Source organism: Brevibacterium sp. K11IcPPYGO002 (genome assembly GCF_050920635.1).
GTDB lineage: Bacteria > Actinomycetota > Actinomycetes > Actinomycetales > Brevibacteriaceae > Brevibacterium.
On record NZ_CP131929.1, the window covers coordinates 3,616,282 to 3,639,655 of the forward strand.

Consider the following 23,374-nt stretch of genomic DNA (forward strand, 5'->3'; position numbering starts at 1 on the left):
GCGCGAGGCAGACCCCGGGAGCCTCGCCGACAAATCACCGGGAGAGCATGGCGTGGGCAATGACCTCACCATCGAGAACGCCGACGAACGACAGACCCTCGAGTCCATTGCCGGATGCGCGGAGGGCGTCGACGAGCTCCGCCTCGTCGACCTGGCCGAAGGCGGCCGCGGTCAGTGCGTGGATCGCGTCGATGTCACCGGATGTCTCGGGGCGGACGGTGAACTGAGGTGCGGGAGGATTCGTCACCTGCTCACGATAGCAATCGGCGGGGCCGCCTCGGCGAGATTCCATCGCCTCACCCACCCTGAGCACATAAAAATACATTCCAATGCATAACAATTCGACATTCGGCGGGGAATGCCGTTACGCTGGTGCCATGTCGAAAGTACTGTCTTCGCTCCCAGTCGGTGAGCACGTTGGAATCGCCTTCTCCGGCGGACTGGACACCTCCTGCGCGGTCGCGTGGATGCGCCACAAGGGGGCCATCCCGTGCACGTACACGGCCGATATCGGCCAGTACGACGAGCCCGACCTCGAATCGGTGACCGAGCGCGCCAAGGAATACGGCGCCGAGATCGCCCGCTTCGTCGACGCCAAGCGCCTGCTCGTCGAAGAAGGATTCGTCGCCCTCCAGTGCGGTGCGTTCAACGTCCGCTCCGGTGGCAAGACCTACTTCAACACCACTCCCCTCGGCCGCGCCGTCACCGGAACCATGCTGGTGCGCGCCATGAAGGAAGACGGCGTCGACATCTGGGGCGACGGCTCGACCTACAAGGGCAACGACATCGAGCGGTTCTACCGGTACGGCCTCATGGCCAACCCGAAGCTGCGCATCTACAAGCCCTGGCTCGACTCGGAGTTCGTCGACGAGCTCGGCGGCCGGCAGGAGATGAGCGAATGGCTCGTCGAGCACGGCTACCCCTACCGGGACTCTGCCGAGAAGGCCTACTCGACGGACGCGAACATCTGGGGCGCCACGCATGAGGCGAAGACCCTCGAGTTCCTCGACGCCGGACTCGACATCGTCGAGCCGATCATGGGAGTCGCCGCTTGGCGCGATGACGTCGAGGTCAAATCGGAAGAGGTCTCTGTCCGCTTCGAGGCCGGCCGCCCCGTCGCCATCAACGGCGAAGTTTTCGACGACCCCGTTGCCCTGGTCTTCAAGGCCAACGAGATCGGCGGCCGCCACGGACTCGGCGTGTCCGACCAGATCGAGAATCGGATCATCGAGGCGAAGTCCCGCGGCATCTACGAGGCCCCCGGCATGGCCCTGCTGCACGTGACGTACGAACGTCTGCTCAACGCCATCCACAACGAGGACACCATCGCCCTCTACCACGAAGAGGGCCGCCGCCTCGGTCGCCGGATGTACGAGGGACGCTGGCTCGACCCGCAGTCGCTCATGCTGCGCGAGTCCATGCAGCGGTGGGTCGCCTCGGCGATCACCGGCGAGGTCACCCTGCGCCTGCGCCGCGGTGACGACTACACGATCGTCAACACCGAAGGCCCGAACCTGTCCTACCACCCGGAGAAGCTGTCGATGGAGCGCGTGGGCGACGCCGCCTTCGGCCCCGAGGACCGCATCGGCCAGATGACCATGCGCAACCTCGACATCGCCGATTCGCGCGCCCGCCTCGAGCAGTACGCGGCCATGGGCATCGTGTCCGGTCCGACCTCGGAGCTCGTGGGTTCGCTGGAGGCCGGTGGCGCCGACGAGATCGCGAACTCCACCGTCGACGTCGACGAGGCCAGCGACCGCGCAGGCCTGTCCGCCGCCTTCGACGCGGGAACGGACTGAGGCCCGCGCCCGACGCCGGTGCCGGTCGGGCTGAGCCCCGTCCGCACCGGATGGTGAAAGACTTCCGGAGACACTGCGCAGCATGAGACTCGCGGCCTCCGGTTGAGAACAGAGAACGGCCGGCAGACGGCTCCCCGATCAATGTGATCGACGGAGTCCGCCTGCCGGCCGTTTCGCATTCACCGCGAGCTGCAGTGCCCGCGTCCGCGCCCGCACGATGCGGTGCGGTGCGGTGCGACCGTGGAATGATTCGTTCCATGACCTCCGATTCCCGGCACAACTTCCAGACTCTCGCCGAGGCGGTCGACCGAGAACTGCGCGCCCGAGGCGGCAGCGAACGCGCCCAGAAGGAAAAGGCCTACCTCAAGAGCGAACTCCGCCATTACGGAGTGAGCGTCCCGGACACCCGAGCCATCGTGCGGACGTCACTGCGCGGGACGGCGCTCGATCACGACGAGGTCATCGAGCTCGCCGGGCTCCTCTGGACCGCGCCGACGTCGTCAGATGACTCAGCCAGCAGCACCGAACTGACGGACGGCGGTTCAACCGGGAACCACCCACCCGTCCACGAGCGTCGCGCCGCGGCCACGATGGTGCTCATCCAGTTGCAGGACCGCCTCGGCGCCGGGGATGCGGACTTCATTGAAGACCTGCTGCGCGAAGCGAAGACGTGGGCCCTTGTCGACCCCCTGGCCGGGGATCTCGTCGGGCCGTTGAGCGAGCGGGATGCTGCTTTCGACCCCATTCTCGAGCGCTGGGCGAGCGATGAGGACTTCTGGATCCGCCGCTCGGCCCTGCTGGCGCACCTGGTTCCGCTGCGACAGGGCCGCGGCGACTTCGACCGGTTCTCCCGTTTCGCCGAGGCGATGCTCGAGGAGAAGGAGTTCTTCATCCGCAAGGCCATCGGCTGGGTTCTGCGCGACACCGCACGCACACGCCCCGACCTTGCCTTCGACTGGATTCTCCCGCGCGCCCACCGCGCCTCCGGGGTGACGATCCGCGAAGCCGTCAAACGACTCTCGCTCGAACAGCGCGAGGCCGTGCTCGCGGCTAGGCGACCCGGGTGATGGCCTTGATCGCCGTTATGGTCTGCGGCCCCGGACGGTCGGCATAGGCTTCAACGACCCCGCCGAGCTCCCGACTGTGATGACAGGACTTCCGCATCGACGAATCCGACAGAACCCCGACCTTCGGATCAGAAGTCGGCCAAAACGCTCGTACACCAACACGCTGCACGACAGGCAAGACCCTCACCGTGGGCATACGAAAAAGTCCCTCACCAGCTATCCTGCCTGGTGAGGGACTTTCTTTCGGTGCGCCACGAGGGATTCGAACCCCCAACCTTCTGATCCGTAGTCAGATGCTCTATCCGTTGAGCTAGTGGCGCATGTCGCCCGGACTCTCGCCCTGCAACTCGAACAACTATACACACCCGCCTCACCGAAGCTCAAATCGTCTCCACGTGCGCTTGGCCACATTCGCACTCAGGGCCAGAGCCGCCTCGGCGAGAGGGGATGAAATCGCAGATTTCAGTGGTCGATCATCGCTGAAAGAATACATCAAACAATTGAAACAACACGTCATTGAATTGTTGCGTTCGCGTCAATCGGACCCTGGCTGTGATCCAATGCACATCTTCGAGTGACCGAAACGCGCGTTTTTCGCTTCCGCTCCCATCCTACGGTGGATATGTACCAACCGCTCGACGGACGCCAGCCGCCGGAGACGAAACCCCACACACGACCCACCAGGAGACCACTCATGACTGTCCTCGACCATGATGTCGTCGCTGACCAGCTGAAGAACGCACCGACCGAGAACAAGTCGGTGCTCTCGTTCGTCAGCCGGATCGCCGCCCTGACCACCCCGGACGACATCGTCTGGATCGATGGTTCCGAAGCACAGAAGAACGAGATCGCTGAGAAGCTCGTCGAGGCCGGCACCATCCAGCGCGTCAACGGCACCAAGGACTCCTACTACGCGGCTTCCGACCCCGAGGACGTCGCCCGCGTCGAGGGCCGGACCTACATCTGCTCCGAAGACGAGAAGGACGCCGGTCCGCTCAACAACTGGGTCGCTCCCGCGGAGATGAAGGAAACCCTCAACCCGCTGTTCGAGGGCGCGATGCGCGGACGCACCATGTACGTCATCCCCTTCGTCATGGGCCACGCCGAGGCGGACCAGCCGATGTTCGGCATCGAGGTCACCGATTCGGCCTACGTCGTCCTCTCCATGCTCGTCATGGCTCGCTCGGGCAAGTACGCCCTCGATGCGATCGACGCCCAGGACGCGAAGTTCGTCGAGTGCGTCCACTCCGTCGGCGCTCCGCTGGAAGAGGGACAGGACGATGTCGCCTGGCCCTGCAACACCACCAAGTACATCACCCACTTCCCCGAGGATCGCGCCATCTGGTCCTTCGGTTCCGGCTACGGCGGCAACGCCCTGCTGGGCAAGAAGTGCTACGCGCTGCGCATCGCCTCGGCGATCGCCCGCGACGAAGGCTGGCTGGCCGAGCACATGCTCATCCTCAAGCTGACGAACCCCGAAGGCGTCGTCAAGTACGTCGCCGCCGCGTTCCCGTCGGCCTGCGGCAAGACCAACCTCGCCATGATCGAACCGACCATCCCCGGGTGGAAGGCCGAGACCCTCGGTGACGACATCGCATGGATGCGCTTCGGCGAAGACGGCCAGCTCTACGCCGTCAACCCCGAGTTCGGGCTCTTCGGTGTCGCCCCGGGCACCGGTTACACGACGAACCCCACCGCGATGCGCGCCATCGAGGCCGGCGGCAACATCTTCACCAACGTCGCTTTGACCGACGACGGTGACGTGTGGTGGGAAGGCAAGACCGACGAGGCGCCTGCCCACCTCACCGACTGGAGGGGAAACGACTGGACTCCCGAGTCCGACACCCCGGCCGCTCACCCGAACTCGCGCTTCTGCACCCCGATCGCGAACGTGCCGACCCTGGCTCCCGAGTGGACCAACCCGAACGGTGTGCCGATCTCGGCCATCCTCTTCGGCGGTCGCCGCAAGACCACGATGCCGCTCGTGACCGAGACCCAGGACTGGACCCACGGTGTGTTCATGGGTTCGGTGCTCTCCTCGGAGACCACCGCAGCTGCCACCGGTGCCGTCGGCGTCGTCCGCCGCGACCCGATGGCGATGCGTCCGTTCATCGGCTACAACGTCGGTGACTACCTGCAGCACTGGATCAACATCGGCAACACCGAGGGTGCCCAGCTGCCGAAGATCTTCTACGTCAACTGGTTCCGCCGCGACGACGACAACTCGTTCCTGTGGCCCGGATTCTCCGAGAACTCGCGCGTTCTCAAATGGGTCTTCGAACGCGTCACCGGCACCGCCGATGCTCAGGAATCCCCGCTCGGCCTCACCCCGGTCGAAGGCGGCCTGGACACCGAGGGGCTCGACTTCACCGACGAGCAGCTGCGCAAGGCTCTCGCCATCAAGCCCGAAGAGTGGGAGACCGAACTCGGCCTCATCGAGGAATGGTACGCCGAACTCGGCGATTCGGTTCCGGCCGAGCTCCGCGCCGAGGTCGACAACCTCCGCCAGCGCCTCGGCCTCGCCTGAGCCGTTCGGCTGGTTTGCAGGCTGCCTGAGCCGTCTGGCTGCTTCGCTGGGCTGAATAGTTTGGCTGCCTCGCTTGGCGGATTAGTCTGGCTGCTTCGCTAGGCTGATCTGCCGACGGACTGAGCCGCCCGTTCACCGACGATCCCCCAACCGCCGCCGAGGTGGTTGGGGGATCGTCGTATTCCGTGACAGCTGGGGGGGCCTGCACCCCTCACCTTTGGTGCCGACGGTCGCAGTTACTCCCAAGGCACGAAGATAGGTGCCTGTTCACCACGAAGCATCCCTCACCGCTGCTGTCGCTGAGCACCGGTGGAAGCAAAACGTCGTCGCAGCGTCACAGTGCACCGTTGCAGTTGTATGCGCTGCAGCTAAGGGTGAAGGATGGCGCGCTAAAGGGTGGACGTGACGCTGCCGGTGCGTGATGGTCGCTCAAAGCGGCTGCCGACGGCAGGCAGTGGCCGACGGCAGGCGATCGCCGCCCGAGTCGTCAGGCGCCGTGGAGAGCCGGGACGATGAGGTAGACGCCGAGCAGCACGACTGCTCCGCAGATTCCGAAGACCGTCCAGTAGGCGACCGGCAGCCCTGCGCTGCTGCGGCCCTCGTCGACCCGATCGAGATGTGTCGCGCGCATGCGCACGGCAACGGAGAACAGCGTGATGACGATGATGGCCGAGACCCATGTCGCGGCCGCAACGATGGCGAAGGAACTCCACTCGATCATTTCGCGTCTCCCTGATCGCTCGCATCTGCCCGACTCGCATCGGCTCCGGTGTTCGAGGCACGCCCCGAATCGGCGCCGGACGCCGGTCCGGAGGTCGAGCCGGACGCCGAACCGGTCGACGATCCTGTCGTCGCCTCGGCGGGAACGGCCCCGTTCTTCTTGGCGTGACGATGAGCCCGGCGCTTCTCTTTGGCCGCCTGCTTCTCTGCCCAGGCCTCGTACCGGGCCTCCCGCTTCTCCTGAGCGCGTTTGCGGTTGCGGTCCTTGCGCAGCTTCCGCTTGCGGCCGCGGATGTTGACGGCCTCACCCACGGTGTCGAAGTTCGAAATGTCCGTCTCCTCGACCTGACGGGAGCTGAGGTAGATCCAGAGCACCACGATAACGGCGATGACCGTGTCGATGACGACGCCGATCGTGCCCAGGTGAGCGATGCCGGCGGCCAGCCCGCCGACGATCGCGGCGGCCGGAATCGTCAGCAGCCACCCGGAGGCGATCCGTCCGGCCGTCGACCACTGGACATCGGCGCCCTTGCGGCCCAGTCCCGAACCGAGCACCGAGCCGGAGGCGACCTGCGTCGTCGACAGAGCGAAGCCGAGGTGCGAGGAGGCGAGGATGGCCGCGGCCGTCGACGTCTCGGCCGACAGGCCCTGCGCGGCCTTGACCGTCGTCAGCTTCGTGCCGAGAGTGTCGATGATGCGCCAACCGCCGACGTAGGTGCCCAACGCGATCGCCAGAGCACACGCCGTGATCACCCAGATGTGCGGACCGGTGCCGTGCTCCTGCAGGTTCGCGGAGACGAGGACGAGGGTGATGACGCCCATCGTCTTCTGCGCGTCGTTCGTGCCGTGGGCGAGCGCCACCAGCGAGGACGAGAAGATCTGCCCGTACTTGAACGGTGCCCGGCGAGCGGTCTTGCCTTCCTCGTTGCGGCGGGTGATCGCGTAGGCGATCTTCGTACACAGGTAGGCGCTGAAGCCGGCGATGAGCGGGGCGGCCAGAGCCGGGATGACGACCTTCGACAGGAACACGCCGTAGTCGACGGAGTTGAGTCCGGCACCGACGATGGCCGCACCGATGAGGCCGCCGAAGAGTGCATGGGACGAGGAGGACGGAAGGCCGAAGCGCCATGTCGCCATATTCCAGATGATGGCGCCGATGAGACCGGCGAGGATGAAGTCGGGAGTGATCTGGACTCCCCCGCCGCCTTCTTTGATGATGCCGCCGGAGATGGTCTTGGCCACCTCGGTGGAGAGGAAGGCGCCGACGAGGTTGAGGATCGCAGCGAGCGTGACCGCGGTCTTGGGTTTGATGGCCCCGGTCGCGATCGGAGTGGCCATGGCATTGGCCGTATCGTGAAAGCCATTGGTGAAGTCGAAGAACAGTGCCAGTGCGATGACGAGCACGACGACGAAGATGATTTCCACTAATCGACCTTGGGTGTAGACACTATTCGGACCGTGGATGATGCAGCTGACGGCCAGCAATCACTATCCCGCAGAAGTCTACCCACAGATTCAACTGCTCTTCACCCGCAATTCGACCCTACTCCACCTCATTCACCTTTTGTTCACTTCTGACGTGCGCAAACGGGCCCCGCCCGGAATGTGAGTGCAATAGCACTCACATTCCGAACGGGGCCCGAACACCGCAATTCCCTCGCCGAGGCGGCTCCCCGCTTCCCGCTGTCATCCGCGGAAACCGTGGCCGACCCACCCGCGGAATCCGCGGCAGCACATCGCCGAGGCGACGCCTCGGTCACGCGTGACGAATCTGCTCCGTGACGTACCGATCCGCGACGTCGAGTGCCCGATCCAGGGCGGCGAGCCCGAACCTGACATCCTCATCTGGGGTGTTCAGCGGCGGCACGACATGGATTCGGTTGAAGTTCGCGAACGGCAGCACGCCTTCGGCCTTGAGAGCTGCGATGACTTCGTTCATCTCCGGCGAGCTGCCGCCGTAGGCTGCCAGCGGCTCCTTCGTCGTCCGGTCCTTCACGAGCTCGATCGCCCAGAAGCAGCCCATCCCCCGCACATCCCCGACCGAGGGGTGACGCCCAGCGATCTCCCGCAGACCCGGGCCGATGATGTCCTCGCCGAGGCGGTCGGCGTTGGCGATCATTCCCTCATCCTCCATGGCGGCGATCGTCGCAACCGCTGCCGCACAGGCGAGAGGATGTCCCGAATAGGTCAGTCCGCCCGGGTAGGCCCGGTCGCGGAAGGTCTCGAAGATCGCGTCCGAGATGGCGACCCCGCCGAGCGGGACATATCCGGAGTTCACTCCTTTGGCGAAGGTGATGAGATCCGGGGTGATGTCCCAACGGTGGAGAGCGAACCAGCGACCGGTGCGGCCGAAGCCGGCCATCACCTCGTCGGCGATGAAGACGATCCCGTACTTCGCCGTCAGCTCGCGCACGCCGGCGAGGTAACCGGCTGGTGGGGCGTAGATCCCTGCGGTGCCAGGCACGGTCTCGAGGATGAGTGCGGCGATGTTGCCGGGCCCCTCGAGGGTGATCATGTCTTCGAGGTGGGCCAGCGCCCGCTGCGTCTCCTCGGCCTCGGACGTCGAGTTGAAATACGACCGATACGGGTAGGCGGGCATGAAGTGGACAATGCCCTCAGCGGAGTAGTCGTTGGCGAACCTGCGCGGGTCGCCGGTGACGTTGACGGCCAGCTGCGTGCCGCCGTGGTAGCTGCGGTAGGCCGAGAGCACCTTCGTCCGACCGGTGTGCAGCCGGGCCATCCGGATCGCGTGCTCGTTGGCGTCGGCTCCCCCGTTCGTGAAGAACACGTGGTCGAGGTCGCCCGGGGTGCGTTCGGCGATGAGTCGGGCCGCCTCGGAGCGGGCGTCGTTGACGTGCTGCGGCGCGATCGTGCACAGCCGGCCCGCCTGCTCCTGGATGGCCGCGACGACGGCCGGGTGCTGGTGGCCGATATTGGTGTTGACCAGCTGCGATGACATGTCGAGCAGCTTTCGGCCCTCACCGTCCCAGACATAGGAGCCTGCAGCGTCGATGACCGTCATCGGGTCGAACGGTCCCTGTGCCTGCCAGGAGTGGAAGACGTGCGCCCGGTCGAGTTCGTGGGCACGTCGCCCGGCCTCGATACGGTCGGGGCCGATCCTGTCGGCGCCGGTGCGATCAGCGTCGAGGTGCGATTCGGTGAGCGGGGAATCCGCGGTGGTGGTCATGGCTGCTCCTTCGCCGAGGTGGTTCGTCGTTGCGTGAACGCCCGCCCCGTGATCGGGGCGAACGTCCGTGGTGGTCTGTTCAGTCGTTGGTCGGGAAGCCGAGGTTGAGTCCGCCGTGGCTGGGGTCGAGCCAGCGGGAGGTGACGACTTTTCCGCGGGTGAAGAAGTGGACGCCTTCGTCGCCGTAGGCGTGGGTGTCGCCGAACAGCGAGTTCTTCCATCCGCCGAAGGAGTAGTAGCCCACGGGCACGGGGATCGGGACGTTGATGCCGACCATGCCGACCTCGACTTCGTTCTCGTAGCGGCGGGCCGCTCCCCCGTCGTTGGTGAAGATCGCGGTGCCGTTGCCGTACGGGTTGGCGTTGATGAGGTCGAGGCCCTCGTCGTAGCCGGGGACGCGGACGACGCAGAGTACGGGGCCGAAGATCTCATCGCGATAGATCGACATGTCCGGGGTGACGTCGTCGAACAGAGTCGGGTTGAGGAAGAAGCCCTCGGCCGGGACGTTCTCGCGACCGTCGAGGACGACCGTGGCTCCCGCCTCGGCGCCGGCATCGATGTAGCCGGCGACCTTATCGCGGTGGGCCGCGGTGACGAGCGGCCCCATGTCCGGTTCGGTCGCCCCGTCGCCCACGCGCAGGGTCGTGGTGCGTTCGGCGATCTTCGCCACGAGCTCATCGGCGATGGAGTCGACGGCGACGACCACGGAGATCGCCATGCAGCGCTCACCGGCTGCCCCGTAGCCGGCGTTGACGGCGGCGTCGGCGGCGAGGTCGAGGTCCGCATCGGGCAGGACGAGCATGTGGTTCTTCGCTCCGCCGAGTGCCTGGACGCGTTTGCCGGCGGCCGTGCCGTTCTCGTAGACGTATTGTGCGATCGGGGTCGACCCGACGAAGGACACCGAGGCGACGTCGGGGCTGCCCAGGATCGTGTCGACGGCTTCCTTGTCGCCGTGGACGACGTTGAACACGCCGTCGGGCAGGCCCGCTTCCTTCCACAGCTCGGCGAGCCAGTTCGCCGCCGTCGGGTCCTTCTCGGAGGGCTTGAGCACGACGGTGTTGCCGGTCGCGATGGCGACGGGGAAGAACCACATCGGGACCATGGCCGGGAAGTTGAAGGGCGAGATGATCGCGGAGACGCCGATCGGCTGGCGCAGGGAGTGGACGTCGATGTTCGTCGAGGCGTTCTCCGTGTGACCGCCGCGCAGGTGGCCGGCGATGCCGCAGGCGAATTCGACGACCTCCTGACCGCGGGCGACCTCGCCGAGGGCGTCGGAGACGACCTTGCCGTGTTCGGCGGTGATGATCTCGGCCAGCTCCTGCTTGCGCGCATTGAGCAGCTCGCGGAAGTTGAAGAGGACAGCGGTCCGCTTGGCCAGGGACGTGTCGCGCCAGGCGGGGAAGGCGGCCGAGCCCGCAGCGATCGCCGATTCCACGGTCGCCTTCGAACCCAGTGCCACCTGGCCGCTGACGACTCCGGTGGCGGGGTTCGTGATGTCGCCGAGGCGGGTGTCGGTGTCTGCGGTGACGGTCTGTCCGTTGATCCAATGGGTCAGCGTTGCCATGTGGTGTCCTTCTGCGTCGTCGGTACGTCGGTTGAGTCCATCCTCGGTCGGCACCGCCGATCTCAACAGTGTCAGAGTGTCAGACTTTTTCGCTCAGGCTTTACACTGTGTCAATGGATACTGCGATGGATTCGGGTGGGTCGTCTCTGAGCATCGCCGGTCTGCTCGAGTTCGAGGAGATCAGCGTCGCCGACCCGCAGGTGCTCGCCGGCGACGCACGTCTCGATCGGGCGATCCGCTGGGTCCACATCGCCGATTCCGAACACGTCGAACGGTTCCTCGAAGGCGGGGAGCTCGTGCTCACCACAGCAATGGCCTTTCGCCACCGCCCCGAGGCGATGTCCGAGTTCCTCGACCAGCTCGAGCGGGCGGCAGCGGCGGGCACGATCATCGAGCTCGTCGACGAGGACTCGGCCTTCGACGAGGCGGCGGGCACGATCGTGCGGGAGGCCGCCTCGGCGAGAGAGCTGCCCGTCGTGGTGCTCCCGCACCGGGTCAAGTTCGTGAAGATCACGGAGTTCGCCCATCGACGTCTCCTCGCGCAGCAGATCTCCCAGCTCGAACATGCCCGGGAGATCCACGAGACCTACACCCAGCTGAGTCTGTATCGGGCCGGGGCGCAGACGATCGTCGAACGCACGGCCGAGCTGCTGGGGACTCCGGTGATCCTCGAGGATGTCGTCCACCGGGTGCTCGCTCATGCGGGGCGAGGGTCGGCGACGCTGGCGCAGAAGTGGGTGGGCCTCGTCACCGGGACGAGCACCGAGCCCGGGGTGGAGGCCGCGGCGGATTGGCGGCAGACGCCGGTCGGGATGCGGGCACGACGGTGGGGGCGGCTCGTCGTGCCCCGGCCGGCCGAGTCGACGGCGGCCCTCGACCAGATCATCGAACGGGCCGGAGAGGCACTGACGCTGACCCGCATGGCCGATCGGGACGAACAGGATCTGCTGCTGCAGGCGCAGAGCGGTCTGATCAGGGAGATCTCGGATTCCGACGGTCTCGACGACCGTGCGGCCCTCGAGCGCGCTCGGTCGCTGGGGTTCTCTCCGACGCCCGGTGCCGAGTTTCTTCCCGTCGTCGTCCGCCTCGACCGGGATTCCGACACCGACCCGACGCGCGTTCAGCTGCAGGAGCGCGGGCTGACGCAGGAGGTCGTCGCCGCCGCGACACGCGTGGGCTCCGCCTGTCTGGTGACGAGCCTGCAGTCGGGAGTCTTCGGGTTCGTCCTCGCTGCGGCCGGCACCAGGGCCGGATCGGGCGGACGGCGTTCGGGCCGGCCGGGCGGGACAGAGACGTCGGGCCGATCGGAGACGTCTGGCGGCTCGGAAGCCGAGCAGCTCCTCGCCGGTCTCCTGCATGAGGTCGAGGAGTATGCGTCCAGCTGGGTGGTCGGCGTCGGGCGCGGCAGCGCATCACTGTGCGGTGCGGTCGCCGGGCTCGACTCCGCATCGCAGGTCGCCGAGGTGGCGGCGACGCTCGATGTGCGCGAGCGCTCGTTCTACCGCTCCTCCGACGTCCGGCTCCGGGGCCTGCTCTCGCTCTTCGCCGATGACTCTCGAATGCGTGCCTTCGCCGAGGGCGAGCTCGGCCCCCTGCTCGGCGACGCCCCCGGCCGCACCCCGAGCGCAACGGCAAGTGGCAGTGATGCGAACCGTCGTTCCCATGCCGATGAGGGTCTGCTCGACTTCCTCGAGCTCCACCTCGCCCACGGTGGGAACATCTCGGCGATGGCGCGGGCCGGGTATCTGTCCCGACCCGCACTCTACGCACGAATGACGAAGCTGCAGAACCGCCTCGGCGTCTCACTCGATGATGCGGAGTCGCGCACGGCACTGCATGTGGCGCTGCTGTGGTGGCGGATGCACGGCTGAGGGGCGGTGCCGGTGAGCCCTCGGTGGCCGAGTCAGTGAGACCGCGGTGAGACCGCGGCGGCCGGGTCAGTGAGCCCGCGGTGGCTCCGGCGACCCGGTCGGTGAGTCATTCGAAGAGGGAGCGGATCAAGTCCGTGACGGGGATTCCTCGGTCGGCCGCCTCGGCGCGGTTGGCGTAGCGACGATCGCCGGGCTGACGGTCCATGCCCGCGTCGCGGAGCATATCGACGAATTCGCGGACTCGGCCCAGGTAGGCGTCGTTGCCGCCGCGCTCGGGGTCGATGACGATGAAGAGCTGACCGGTGCGGAAGGTGTGGGCACCGTCGGGGGCCTCGGCGTCGATCTCGTAGGTGAAGGCACCGCCGGTCAGCCCGGCCGCCAGCGTTTCGATCATGAACGACAGCAGTGCACCCTTGTGCCCGCCGATGGGGCGGATGCCGCCGCCGTCGAGGATGGCGCTGGGATCCGTGGTGTCCGCGCCGGTCGAGTCGACCCCGGTCCCGGCCGGAACGTCCCGGCCCTCGGCCCGCAGCAGCTGCAGGTCCCCGTGGGACATCGACGACGTGGAGAAGTCGAAGACGATCGGGTCCGCACCAGCCACGAGAGTGGCGAAGCCGAACGGGTTGGTGCTGAAGACCGGGCGCGTGGCCCCTTCGGGAACGACGGCGAGCTTGCCGCTGGCGATCATGCCCATCGCCACCCGCCCCTCGCGGGCAAAGGCTTCGAGGTCGGGCCACAGAGCACTGAAGTGATGGGTGCTGCGCAGGGCGATGACAGCGACGCCGGACTCGGCAAGCACCTCGTCGATCGTCGGGCGCGCCTCGGCGAGTGCGGGTTGGGCGAAGCCGTTGCGTCCGTCGATGCGGATATAGGAGGGGCCGACAACGTCGATGTTCGGCTCCGCAGCCCCGTCCGCCCAGCCGCGGGTCAGCGAATCGAGGTAGCCGGCGACCCGGAAGACTCCGTGGCTGAGAGTGCCGTCGCGCTCACAGGTGGCACAGTTGGTCGCGAGCACTTCGGCCACCGAGGGCGAAGCGCCGGCGGCCACGAGCTTCGCTTCGATGGCCGAGACAAGGTCGTCGAAAGAGATTCGGTCGGGTTCATTCGTCATTGTGTGCTCCTCATGTGCGACTGATCGTGTCGGCGTCGACCACTGCCCTTACCCAGCAGACTATCGTTCGATCGGTCATCGGCCCTGCGGTTCCTTGTCCGTTCCTCGGTTCTCGTCAGCCGGTTATCAGTTCTCGTCTGCCGGCTCCGCAGCGCTCATGCCGCCGCTCCAGATGTCACCGACGGTAAAGCCGATCGGGAACGGATCGTCGGACTCGAGCACGAGCTGCTGGAATCCGGTGATCCATCCGCGCCCGGTGATCGAGGGGATCACGGCCGCCAGTCCGCCGATCGTGGTCTCTTCCTTCACCACGGCAGTGAAGGTCGTTCCCATCATCGATTCGTGGACGAATCGCTGCCCGACGGCCAGTTCGCCGCGGGCGTGCTTGGCGGCGACTCGGCCGCTCGTGCCGGTGCCGCAGGGCGAACGGTCGAACGTCCCCGTCCACGTGCTCGGATCGTCGAGGTCGACGATGCCGTTGGGCAGGACGACCGCATTGCGTCCGTCGGTGCCCGCTGTGCGGGCGGGCCCGTAGATCAGCGGCAGACCGATCGAGTCGATCTCCGGGATGAGGGGATGCCTCACCTCGAAGGTCTCGTTCGCCGCCTGCCGCATCACGCTGGCCGCTCTGATGATCTCCTCGGCATTGCCCGGATCAAGATCCACGCCGAGGCTGTCCGCCGCAGTCTGCACGTAGAACTGACCCCCGAATACGATGTCGACGGGGATCGTCCCATACCCCGGCACCTCGAGCGGCAGGTCGAGTCCGTGGACGAATGCCGGGACGTTGTCGAAGGTCACCGACGTCGCTCGGCCCGCTTCCACCTCGGCGCGGACCGAGACGATGCCGGCGGCGGTATCGATGCACAGCTCGGTGACCGGTTCGCTGACGTCGACGGATCCGGTCTCGATCAGCGCCGTGACGGTGCAGATGAGGTTCGACCCCGACATCGGCTTGAACCCACCCTGTTCCATGACGATCATTCCGAAATCGCAGCTCGGATCTGTCGCAGGCACGACGATCGGCGAGCACAGGCCCGGATAGCCGCGGGGTTCGTGGAGGATGAGCTGCCGGAAGTCGTCGAGGTGCTCTTCGCAGTAGCGGAGCTTCTCGGCCATCGTCGCCCCTTTGACCCGCAGTCCCGACCCGATGAGCACGCGGCCGGGTTCGCCGGCCGCGTGGACATCGACGGCCTGGATGAGCTGTCTGTTCCTCACGGTCCTTCCTCTCTGCTCGAGCCTCAGTCCTCGGCTTCGATGACGTGTGGTGCGGTCATGGACCTCTCCTCTTCTCGCATGGGCTATGAGTGTCGGCGGGAATGTATGATGCCGGCGAGGGTCGATCAGAATCGGTTCGGGGACACACGGGCGAGCAGGTCGTCGGGCAACGTCGAGCCTCCGTCGGTCATCAGCCCGGCAAGCAGTCGGGCGGATCCCGGTGCCAGGGTCAGGCCGAGCATCGCATGTCCGGAGTTGATGTAGACGTTCGCCACGGAGTCCAGGCGTCCGATGACGGGAAGGCCATCGGGGGTCATGGGGCGCGACCCGGCCCATGGAGCCAGTTCTCCCCGACCGTCGCCCCACTCACGGAAAGCTTCCTGCGCCGCTCGGCGAATCGCGCCGACGCGCACCTCGTTGACGTCGTCGTCCGTACTTCCGAACTCCATCGTGCCGGCCAATCTGAGCATGCCGTTCAGCGGAGTGACGGCGACGCGCGCATCTTCGAGGGTCAGTGATGTGCGCAGTCGGATCGGGGCCGGTGAGTAGTCGATGCTGTAGCCCTTGCCCGAGCGGATCGGAATGTTCCGGCCGAGCTGCGCGGCCAAGGCGCCGGACGGGACTCCGGCGGAGATGACTAGGGCATCGGCCGTGATGACTTCCGCATCGGAGGTGACGACAGCAGTGACGGACTCGCCGGTGCGGATGAAGCGCTGCACTCGTGTGTGCTCGCGTACGTCGACGCCGAGAGCGGAGAGTTTCGCCAGGAGGCCCGCAGTCAGGGAATCGGGTTCGATCTGTCGGTCGGCGGGGAAGAAGAGACCGTGGCGGATCCGGTCGCTCAGCGCCGGTTCTGCTTCGCGGACTTCGTCATCGTGCAGCCGCTGCGGTCGGTGGCCGGCAGCCTCGAATGCGGGCAGGCTTGCGCAGTGCTCGTCGAAGCGCTCCCGGGTCTCGAAGGCCAGCAGCACACCGCGGTCATGCATCTCGAAGTCGATGCCCTGAGTCTGGTATTCGTCGAAGAGGTCGTTCGCGTCCTCGCCGAGGCGCAGGTGCAGTTCCAGCCCGGCATCGAAGTCACGTGCGTTGCAGTGTGCGGCCATCCGCAGCAGGAACGTGAGATAGCCGGGTGCCAAGGACGGTCGGATCGACAGCGGACTGTCGGGCTTGAGCATCCATCGGATCCCCTGCAGCAGCACCCCGGGGCCAGGCACCGGGGTGCTCTCGGCGATGGCGACCTTCGCGGCGTTCCCGTGGGAGGCACCGGCACCGCAGCGACCTGCTTCGATGACGGTGACGTTGTGCCCACGCAGTGCCAGTTCGTAGGCCGTGGTCAGACCGACCACGCCGCCTCCGATGATGACTGTCTTCATCCGGTTGCCCTCCATTGGTTCCCCGAATCTGCGGTTTCGTCACCTGGCCCGAGCCGACGTCACCGAAGCGGCCTTGTGGATGACCATCTGTTGGAAGAGACGCTATGCAGTGCTGCCGGGTTCGTCAATGACTGAATTCGTCAGGCGCTCTTCGAACGCCTGACGAATCGATGAAGAGAGAAAGCGCCCTTCCCGACCGAGCTGAGAACGGGCTCAGTCTTCGTAGCGGATTTCGACGCGGCGGTTCTTCGCCCGGCCTTCGGGGTCGTCCTTGCCGCCCTTCTCATTCGACGCAACGGGCTCGGACTCGCCGAATCCCTCTGCTGTTACGTCGAGGTCCGAGTTCTCGGAGGTGAGCACCTCGGCGACTGCCTTGGCACGATCTTCGGAGAGCTTTTTGTTGTAATCGTCGTCGCCTTTGGAGTCCGTATGCCCGCCGACGGTGATTTCGGAGTCGGTCGGGAGATCCGTGACGAGGTCTTTGATCTTCTTCGTCGCGGCGTCGCTCAGGTCGGACGAGTCGAAATCGAAGAGGATATCGGTGTCGAGTGTGACCACGGTGTCGCCGCCGCTGGCCTTCGTCGTTTCGACGTCTTCGATTCCCTTCTCCAGGTCATAGATCTGCGAGTCGAGTTCGACGATGCTCTTGTCGATCTGCGACTGGTCGGGATCGGTGAAGTCATCCGGCGTCGGGGCATCTCGATCGGCGATATCCTGCGACGTCACGGAGTCTGCGAACGCGAATGCGGGTGGGCCGGCGATGACAATGCCGGCAGAAAGGATCACCGCTGCAGGACCGGCGACTGCCTGCCTCATGAGATCGTCACTCCGGTGACGAGGTTCATTCCGTCGACGACGGAGACCTCGACTTCGTTCACGTCCGGCGGCGGAGCCGCGAAGACAGCGAACGCGTAGTGGGTCTGGCCGGGTTTGAACGTCGTCTGCTGGATGTTCGTCTGCGCCCGCTGCGGGAACTTGTCCAACACGTTGTGTTTGCGCAGGTTCTGCGAGTCGACGAGAAAGGGAGTCCAATTGCCGCCGAGGTAGCCGTAGAGATCGTCGCCGTCGTCGTCTTCGTCTGTCTTGTCCGAATTCACGGTGAACGCGAACTGCGCCACGACGGTTTCGCCCTGACGTTTCAGCGGGAACAGCTCGACGGTCATCGTCGCCGTGTCATCGCCCTCGACGGTCGCGGGTATCTCCCGGGAGGCGACAGGATCGGGAAGATCATTCGGGTCGAGGCCGGCCGCCTCGGCGGATCCGGATTCTTCCGTCGATCCTGCGGCCTCACCGGACTCCTGGCCGGTTTCTTGGGTCTCGGCACCCTCGGGGTTCGGGTCCTCTGCGTCGTCTCCGGACGTGCAGGCGGTCATGGTCAGCGCAAGAGCAGCGGCGGCAGCGGACAGAGCCGTCCTGCGGATCAGGGGCATAGCGATGGGAGTTCTCCTCAGTAGTCGCCGGAGCAGCATCTCTGCTGGTGAGCTCCGGTGGCGCGGGGCGGACGGGGATTACCGTACCCCGAACAGGTGAACTTCCACTACATCGAACGTAAGTCGAGACGAACACAGTTCTCAGCACACGCGGGTTCAAAAATCATGCGCCCTGATCCAGATCACCACACATGCATTTTGAAGCCGCTCGTGGGCGGCAATGTCGGAATGAGGAAACCCCCGCGTTCCGCTTGTTCCAGCGGTACGCGGGGGTTTCCCGTTCTGCGGAGCCGGTGGGATTTGAACCCACGGTCCCCCTATTGGAGGACTTCACCTTAGCAGGGTGACGCTTTCGGCCGCTCAGCCACGACTCCATCGGCAATGCGGCGATCCGCTCCGGCGAAATGCCCGGCGACAGACCCTCCAGCACTACGGGATACAGCCTAAGGGAAAGGAGCCATCCAGGGCAAAGCGCAGCCGCAGAGAGTGGGCTTCGTCATAGTCGGGCCGACCGGTGAGCGGCGCTGATCCGGGCCGAACGTCCCCTTTGCACCGCTCCCCCACACCGGAATTCCAGCATTCATCAATGTCCAGGCGTAAAATCGGCGTGATGTGCTTTGCGGTCTGGTCTCGGATCCTCGCAGCAACACCGGTCGGAAAACCGATGGCCGAGGTGTGCCCTGCGCCGGAAACGAGAACGGCGAGCGGGCCGTACTGCACGAGAAGACAGTTATTGAGGAGTAGACAACTTGCCAGAGTTTCCCCCTGACAAGCGCGGACCGCATGGGAGCGACCCCGATTCCCAGACGACAGGTCGTCGGCTCCGCGCCTCCTCTCGCCCCCGATTCCGCGGCGACACCGCCGCCAGTGACAATGACTCGACACCGCAGTCGAACTCGCCGCAGCAGAATTCTCGGTCGTCGCAGCCTCAGCGCTCGGGCGCCCAGCGCTCGAACTCCCAGGGCACGGACTCACAGCAGCCGGCCTCGGCAGTGAACCCTCGCCGGTCCCACACGAGCTCCGATCAGCGCTCGGACCAGAACTCCGATCGGTCAACCGATCCACGATCCGACTATTCGTTCCGCACAAGCTCCCGCTCATCCGGCGATCCGTCGGACAACCGACTCGGCGACAGCAACCGTGACGCAGGATCATCGTCCCGCTCCCCGCATGCTCCGCCTCCGCGGCCGGTCGCTCCGCGCACGCGGCGCGAAGCCCGCATGCTGCGCGCAGCCGCCGCCAGCGGAGCGTCCGCGGCCGGGGTGGCCGCCGCAGCAAGCTCGAACACCCAGGACGATCCGACCACCAGATCACGGCGCGACTCTGCCCACGATGCCCCGCGCACTTTCGCACAGGACGAATCGGCCGCCTCGGCGGGGGATCCCCGGGAATTCGACCGCACGGACAACGACACTGACTCCGCTCCGAGGACGCGCCGCGACGCCCGCGAGCGCCACGCAGCCGAATCCCGCGGCCGGGGCCGGAAGACGCCCTCCGGCGGCAGAGCAGCGCGCAATGCGCCAGCCGCAGCCGCGGTCGGTGCGGGCGGCACGACGGCCGTTGCCGGCGCATCATCTGCCGCGAGAGGAGCCGACGCCGACGACGCCGCCCGCGAGGAGAAGCCGACCGGCCACGGACCGGGACGGGCTCGCCGCCATTCTTCCCGCCTCGGTGAGACGTTCCCCAGCCTCGTCGGCTGGACGTCACTGAGCACCCTCCTGCCCGGAGTCGGACTGCTGCGCACACGCTTCCGGCCCGCCGGACTCATCGTGTTCGGGCTCTTCGTCCTCACTCTGCTCGTCGGGCTGGTCTACCTGCTGGTCAAGGGACCCGTGCGCGCGATCGCCACGATCATCGCCAGCCCCTCGCTGCTGAACTTCCTCGCCATCGCCGCCGTGCTCGTGGCCGTGATCTGGATCCTCGTGATGGTCGTGTCCCACCTGGGGCTGCGGCGCGGGCACCGATACCGGCCCTGGCAGAACAAGTTGGCCGGCGTCCTCGTCGTCTCCCTGGCGCTCATCATCGGCATTCCGCTGGGCGTCGGCTCCGTCTTCGCCCGCGTCCAGTCCGACACCGTGGCCAGCCTCTTCGGCGACAGCACCGGCAAGGCCCACAGCGCCGAAGACCTCTGGGCGGACAAGCCCTATATCAACGTCTTCCTCATGGGCCGCGACAACGGCGATGACCGCGAAGGCACTCGTCCCGATACGATGCTCGTGGCCTCCATCGACACGAAGACCGGCAACGCCGCACTCATCTCCGTGCCCCGCAACCTCGCGTTCCCGATCTTCCCCGAAGGCAGCGAACTCGAAAAGGCCTGGCCAGATGGATTCCGGCCCTCCGGCGACTCGTCCGAGGACCTCATCAACGCCGTGTGGCAGTGGGGTGAGCAGAACCCCGACCAGATCGGCAATGCGCACGGACTCGAACCGGGCATGTGGACGACGATGCAGGCCGTCGAAGGCTCCTTGGGCCTCAACCTCGACTATTGGGCATCGGTCGACATGGCCGGATTCGAGGACGTCGTCGACGCCATCGGCGGAGTGAAGATCGACGTCGAACGACCGATCCCGATGGGCGGAGGAAAGTCGATGTCGGGGGTGAAGAACGAAGTCTACGGCTGGGTCGATCCGGGCCCGCAGACGCTCAAGGGCAAGGACGCACTCTGGTACGTCCGCTCCCGCGAAGGCAGCGACAACTACGACCGCATGTGCCGTCAGCAACGGATGCTCAAGACCACTCTCGAGCAGGTCGACCCGCAGGAGATCGCCACGGCCTATCCGAAGCTCGCGAACTCCGCGACACGGAACATCGCCACGTCGATCCCGCAGAACGAGATCCCCGCGTTCATCGAACTCGCCCTCATGATGCAGAAGGGCGATGTCACCTCGGTGCAGATCAACAATGACGTCACCCCCACCTACAACCCCGACTTCGACGTCCTCCACAAGTGGATCCTCGGCGAGGTCAAGGGTGCATCCGACGGCGAGGAGACCCCGAAGCCGACGAACGACGGCAGCACGTCGCAGGAGTCCGAGGACAGCGCGGATTCGGCCGAGGGCGGTTCGGAAGACACCGCCACCGAGGAACCGGCCGATTCCGCGGATGGATCCACGGATGAGGCCGGCGCCGAGGCGGACGCCACCGAAACGACGACGCCGGGTGAGCCCAACGCCGAAGGCAAGTGCTACCCGAAGGGCTACAAGCCCGGTGACGACTTCCCCGGCTACCCCGGACCCAACGGCGGAACCGGCGAGCAGGGGTGAGTCAGGACCGACAGACTCCCGTCCCCGCGGTCGCGATCATCGGTGTCGGACCGCGGGGTCTCACGGTTCTTGAGAGGCTCGTGGCACTGGCGGCGAAGCGCTTCGCCGGCACCACCGAGACCGCGCTGAGCATCCACCTCATCGACCCGTATCCGCCCGGAGCGGGAATCGTGTGGCGCACCGACCAGCCCGAGTCTCTGCTGATGAACACCACCATCGCCGAACAGACCGTCTTCCCCGACTCCAGCTGCACTTTCCTCGGCCCGGACGAAGCACCGGCCGGGCCGTCCATGGCCGAGTGGTACCTGGACAACGGCGGCACCGAACCGCTGCACTCGACCTTCCCCAGCCGCAGCCTCTACGGCCGCTACCTCCGCGATGCGTACCGGCGCATCCGCGCAAGCGCACCGGACTTCGTCGAGATCATCGAGCACCCGACGAAGGCCGAATCCGTCATCGATCTGCCCACCATGGACCTCCCTCAATCGGCTGCTGAGGGGTCACGGGCCACCGTCCCCGAGCAGCTCGTGCGCTGCCAGAACGGCACGACGATCGTCGCCAGCGCCGTCGTCCTGGCCGTCGGTCATATTCCCAGCGCCCAGCCGGAGGAGCGCGCCCGGCTCGCCGCGTTCGCCGAGCTGGGCGGCGGTCTCTACCTGCCGCAGGGTCTGCCTGCGGAAACCCCTGTCACCGAGGTGGCCCCCGGTGAGCGGGTCATCGTCCGCGGCATGGGGCTCAACTACTTCGACCTGCAGACCCTGTTCACCCATGAGCGCGGAGGCCGGTTCGAACCCGAATCCGGCGGCCGGCTGCGCTATGTGCCCAGCGGCGACGAACCGCGCCTGGCGCTGGGATCACGACGCGGAATCCCGTATCGCAGCAAACCGATCTGTCGCGAACATCCTCGGCGGGATTGGCCGCTGCGGTACTTCACGAAGGACAACATCGCGCTGCTGGCCGGCCTCGAGAACCTCGATGGGGAGCGCAGGGCCGGCGCCCGGTTCAATGATCAGCTGTGGCCGCTCATCCTCGCCGACCTGCGCCTGGCGTACTATCACACGCTCTCCCAGGTCCGTCCCGAAGCGTTCACCGATGATCCCGGCCAGCTGCGCGAGGCCATCGGCGAGGCGGTCTCGCGCCACCTGACCCGCCGCACCTGGCAGGAGACCCATCCGCAGCAGGCGGGCGATGCCGGCGCCTCCGAGGCTGGGGCCGCCGCGACCGCTCGTGCCGGGGACGGAGCCGCCGCGACCACTCGTGCCGGGGACGGGGCCGGCGCGGCAGGGACAGCCGGCGCCGCGAGCACGAGCAGCGTTTCACGATCAGCCGGCGCCGCGACCACCGAGGAGGCCTCCCGCCAGGGCCGCGTCACCCGCGAGGCCTTCGCCTGGTCGGAGATCGAAGAGGCGCTCGTGCCCGATCCCGCCGACCGCATGTCCCTGCACACCCTGCTCAATCCGCTCGAAGGAGAGCTCTTCACCAGCCGTGAACCCGGCGAGCCCGGGTCCCTGCACGAGTGGATGCTCGACTTCCTGCGCACCGACCTACGCAGCTCCCTGGCCGGTCCCACCGGCAGTCCGGAGAAGGCGCTGTTCACCGTGCTGTGGCAGTCCCGACTGCTGCTCAAGGACCTCATCGTCGCCGGTCACATCGACCGCGTGAGCATCGACATGGAGATCCTCGGCTGGTTCGAGGGCTTCGTCTCCGGCATCTGCGATGGTCCTCCCCCGCAGCGGATCGCCGAACTCATCGCCCTCGCCGAGGCGGGGATCGTATCCTTCATCGGCCCCGATATGCGCATCGAAGAAAACCGGGACGCGCATGGGTTCCCAGCTGAGGCGCAGCGACCGCGGCCGGAGATCTTCACGGTCACCTCGGCGCAGGCCGCCGGAGCGATCACGGGCAGCGTCGTCATCGATGCCGCCTCACCGACGAACTCGGTCTCGCGTGCCGCCGATGTCCTGCTGTACGGAATGCTTGAGCGCGGCCAGCTCACCCCGGCCCGCCTGACCTTGGACGACGGTCGCGAGAAGTTCCTCAACGGGCTCGCCCTCACTCCTCGGCCCTATCGCACGATCGACGTCGAAGGCAATGTCCACCCGCGCCGATTCGCGCTGTCGATCCAGTTGTCGTCGAAGCAGTGGGGGCTGGCGATCGCAGCGAACCCGGGCACGAATGCGGCGACCCTCAATGATTCGCACGCCGCTGCCGAAGCGATCCTCGACCTCCTCTGAGGCCCGG

General features: G+C 66.4%; 16 protein-coding genes and 2 tRNA genes. 6 read left to right on the plus strand and 12 right to left on the minus strand.

Features of this window, described 5'->3' with window-relative positions; genetic code table 11:
- Positions 1-34: 34 nt before the first annotated feature.
- Positions 35-247 carry a GNAT family N-acetyltransferase gene (locus tag QYM46_RS16650; RefSeq protein WP_432789856.1) on the minus strand — a complete coding sequence of 71 codons (213 nt, stop codon included), beginning with the start codon at positions 245-247 and terminating at the stop codon, positions 35-37.
- A 130-nt stretch (positions 248-377) separates the two neighbouring features.
- Between QYM46_RS16650 and argG the strand changes: the two genes are divergently transcribed.
- Both argG and QYM46_RS16660 read left to right on the plus strand, forming a co-directional pair.
- Entirely contained in the window at positions 378-1,799 is a 1,422-nt protein-coding gene (argG, locus tag QYM46_RS16655) for an argininosuccinate synthase (RefSeq protein WP_169253323.1), read from the plus strand.
- Positions 1,800-2,056: 257 nt separating this feature from the next.
- Positions 2,057-2,866: a DNA alkylation repair protein gene (locus QYM46_RS16660; RefSeq protein ID WP_432789857.1), complete on the plus strand. Its 810-nt coding sequence runs from the start codon at positions 2,057-2,059 to the stop codon at positions 2,864-2,866.
- Positions 2,867-3,113: 247 nt separating this feature from the next.
- Here the strand turns inward: QYM46_RS16660 and QYM46_RS16665 are convergent.
- Positions 3,114-3,186 (minus strand) — tRNA-Arg (locus tag QYM46_RS16665).
- A 374-nt stretch (positions 3,187-3,560) separates the two neighbouring features.
- Between QYM46_RS16665 and QYM46_RS16670 the strand changes: the two genes are divergently transcribed.
- Positions 3,561-5,393 carry a phosphoenolpyruvate carboxykinase (GTP) gene (locus QYM46_RS16670; RefSeq protein ID WP_432789859.1) on the plus strand — a complete coding sequence of 611 codons (1,833 nt, stop codon included), beginning with the start codon at positions 3,561-3,563 and terminating at the stop codon, positions 5,391-5,393.
- A 487-nt stretch (positions 5,394-5,880) separates the two neighbouring features.
- On the opposite strand, the gene QYM46_RS16675 is transcribed toward QYM46_RS16670, so the two are convergent.
- From QYM46_RS16675 to QYM46_RS16690, 4 genes are all read right to left on the minus strand, one after another.
- A complete protein-coding gene (locus QYM46_RS16675) occupies positions 5,881-6,114 on the minus strand; it encodes a hypothetical protein (protein WP_169253338.1) in 234 nt (77 codons plus the stop codon).
- Positions 6,111-7,538, minus strand: coding sequence for an inorganic phosphate transporter (locus QYM46_RS16680; RefSeq protein WP_169253339.1), 1,428 nt, complete (start codon positions 7,536-7,538; stop codon positions 6,111-6,113). The genes QYM46_RS16675 and QYM46_RS16680 overlap by 4 nt, the downstream gene beginning before the upstream one ends.
- A gap of 331 nt (positions 7,539-7,869) precedes the next feature.
- Entirely contained in the window at positions 7,870-9,300 is a 1,431-nt protein-coding gene (locus QYM46_RS16685) for an aspartate aminotransferase family protein (protein WP_432789861.1), read from the minus strand.
- 79 nt (positions 9,301-9,379) lie between these two features.
- On the minus strand, positions 9,380-10,864 hold the full coding sequence (locus QYM46_RS16690; protein ID WP_432789862.1) for a CoA-acylating methylmalonate-semialdehyde dehydrogenase: 1,485 nt from the start codon (positions 10,862-10,864) through the stop codon (positions 9,380-9,382).
- Between the two features lie 113 nt (positions 10,865-10,977).
- On the opposite strand from QYM46_RS16690, the gene QYM46_RS16695 reads away from it, so the two are divergent.
- Positions 10,978-12,735 carry a PucR family transcriptional regulator gene (locus QYM46_RS16695; RefSeq protein ID WP_432789863.1) on the plus strand — a complete coding sequence of 586 codons (1,758 nt, stop codon included), beginning with the start codon at positions 10,978-10,980 and terminating at the stop codon, positions 12,733-12,735.
- 106 nt (positions 12,736-12,841) lie between these two features.
- Here QYM46_RS16695 and QYM46_RS16700 read toward each other — a convergent pair whose 3' ends face one another.
- The 6 genes from QYM46_RS16700 to QYM46_RS16725 all read right to left on the minus strand — a co-directional run bounded on the left by QYM46_RS16700 (position 12,842) and on the right by QYM46_RS16725 (position 18,241).
- Positions 12,842-13,846: an Ldh family oxidoreductase gene (locus QYM46_RS16700; RefSeq protein WP_432789864.1), complete on the minus strand. Its 1,005-nt coding sequence runs from the start codon at positions 13,844-13,846 to the stop codon at positions 12,842-12,844.
- A gap of 126 nt (positions 13,847-13,972) precedes the next feature.
- Entirely contained in the window at positions 13,973-15,064 is a 1,092-nt protein-coding gene (locus QYM46_RS16705) for a proline racemase family protein (protein WP_432789865.1), read from the minus strand.
- A gap of 125 nt (positions 15,065-15,189) precedes the next feature.
- The gene (locus QYM46_RS16710) at positions 15,190-16,437 is read right to left on the minus strand and encodes an NAD(P)/FAD-dependent oxidoreductase (RefSeq protein ID WP_432789866.1); all 1,248 of its coding nucleotides are present in this window, start codon (positions 16,435-16,437) and stop codon (positions 15,190-15,192) included.
- Between the two features lie 213 nt (positions 16,438-16,650).
- A complete protein-coding gene (locus tag QYM46_RS16715) occupies positions 16,651-17,253 on the minus strand; it encodes an OmpA family protein (protein ID WP_432789867.1) in 603 nt (200 codons plus the stop codon).
- Positions 17,250-17,867 carry a hypothetical protein gene (locus QYM46_RS16720; RefSeq protein WP_432789868.1) on the minus strand — a complete coding sequence of 206 codons (618 nt, stop codon included), beginning with the start codon at positions 17,865-17,867 and terminating at the stop codon, positions 17,250-17,252. Before QYM46_RS16720 ends, QYM46_RS16715 begins: the two co-directional genes overlap by 4 nt.
- 285 nt (positions 17,868-18,152) lie before the next feature.
- A tRNA-Ser gene (locus QYM46_RS16725) sits at positions 18,153-18,241 on the minus strand.
- Between the two features lie 846 nt (positions 18,242-19,087).
- Here QYM46_RS16725 and QYM46_RS16730 point away from each other — a divergent pair.
- On the plus strand, positions 19,088-21,133 hold the full coding sequence (locus QYM46_RS16730) for an LCP family protein (protein WP_432789869.1): 2,046 nt from the start codon (positions 19,088-19,090) through the stop codon (positions 21,131-21,133).
- Positions 21,130-23,367 carry an FAD/NAD(P)-binding protein gene (locus QYM46_RS16735; protein ID WP_432789870.1) on the plus strand — a complete coding sequence of 746 codons (2,238 nt, stop codon included), beginning with the start codon at positions 21,130-21,132 and terminating at the stop codon, positions 23,365-23,367. Before QYM46_RS16730 ends, QYM46_RS16735 begins: the two co-directional genes overlap by 4 nt.
- Positions 23,368-23,374 lie beyond the last annotated feature (7 nt).

Coding starts and splice junctions, on each gene's coding strand:
- argG (WP_169253323.1), top strand. CDS start 378: ATGTCGAAAGTACTGTCTTCGCTCCCAGTCGGTGAGCACGTTGGAATC.
- QYM46_RS16660 (WP_432789857.1), top strand. CDS start 2,057: ATGACCTCCGATTCCCGGCACAACTTCCAGACTCTCGCCGAGGCGGTC.
- QYM46_RS16670 (WP_432789859.1), top strand. CDS start 3,561: ATGACTGTCCTCGACCATGATGTCGTCGCTGACCAGCTGAAGAACGCA.
- QYM46_RS16675 (WP_169253338.1), bottom strand. CDS start 6,114: ATGATCGAGTGGAGTTCCTTCGCCATCGTTGCGGCCGCGACATGGGTC.
- QYM46_RS16685 (WP_432789861.1), bottom strand. CDS start 9,300: ATGACCACCACCGCGGATTCCCCGCTCACCGAATCGCACCTCGACGCT.
- QYM46_RS16690 (WP_432789862.1), bottom strand. CDS start 10,864: ATGGCAACGCTGACCCATTGGATCAACGGACAGACCGTCACCGCAGAC.
- QYM46_RS16695 (WP_432789863.1), top strand. CDS start 10,978: ATGGATACTGCGATGGATTCGGGTGGGTCGTCTCTGAGCATCGCCGGT.
- QYM46_RS16700 (WP_432789864.1), bottom strand. CDS start 13,846: ATGACGAATGAACCCGACCGAATCTCTTTCGACGACCTTGTCTCGGCC.
- QYM46_RS16710 (WP_432789866.1), bottom strand. CDS start 16,437: ATGAAGACAGTCATCATCGGAGGCGGCGTGGTCGGTCTGACCACGGCC.
- QYM46_RS16715 (WP_432789867.1), bottom strand. CDS start 17,253: ATGAGGCAGGCAGTCGCCGGTCCTGCAGCGGTGATCCTTTCTGCCGGC.
- QYM46_RS16720 (WP_432789868.1), bottom strand. CDS start 17,867: ATGCCCCTGATCCGCAGGACGGCTCTGTCCGCTGCCGCCGCTGCTCTT.
- QYM46_RS16730 (WP_432789869.1), top strand. CDS start 19,088: ATGCTGCGCGCAGCCGCCGCCAGCGGAGCGTCCGCGGCCGGGGTGGCC.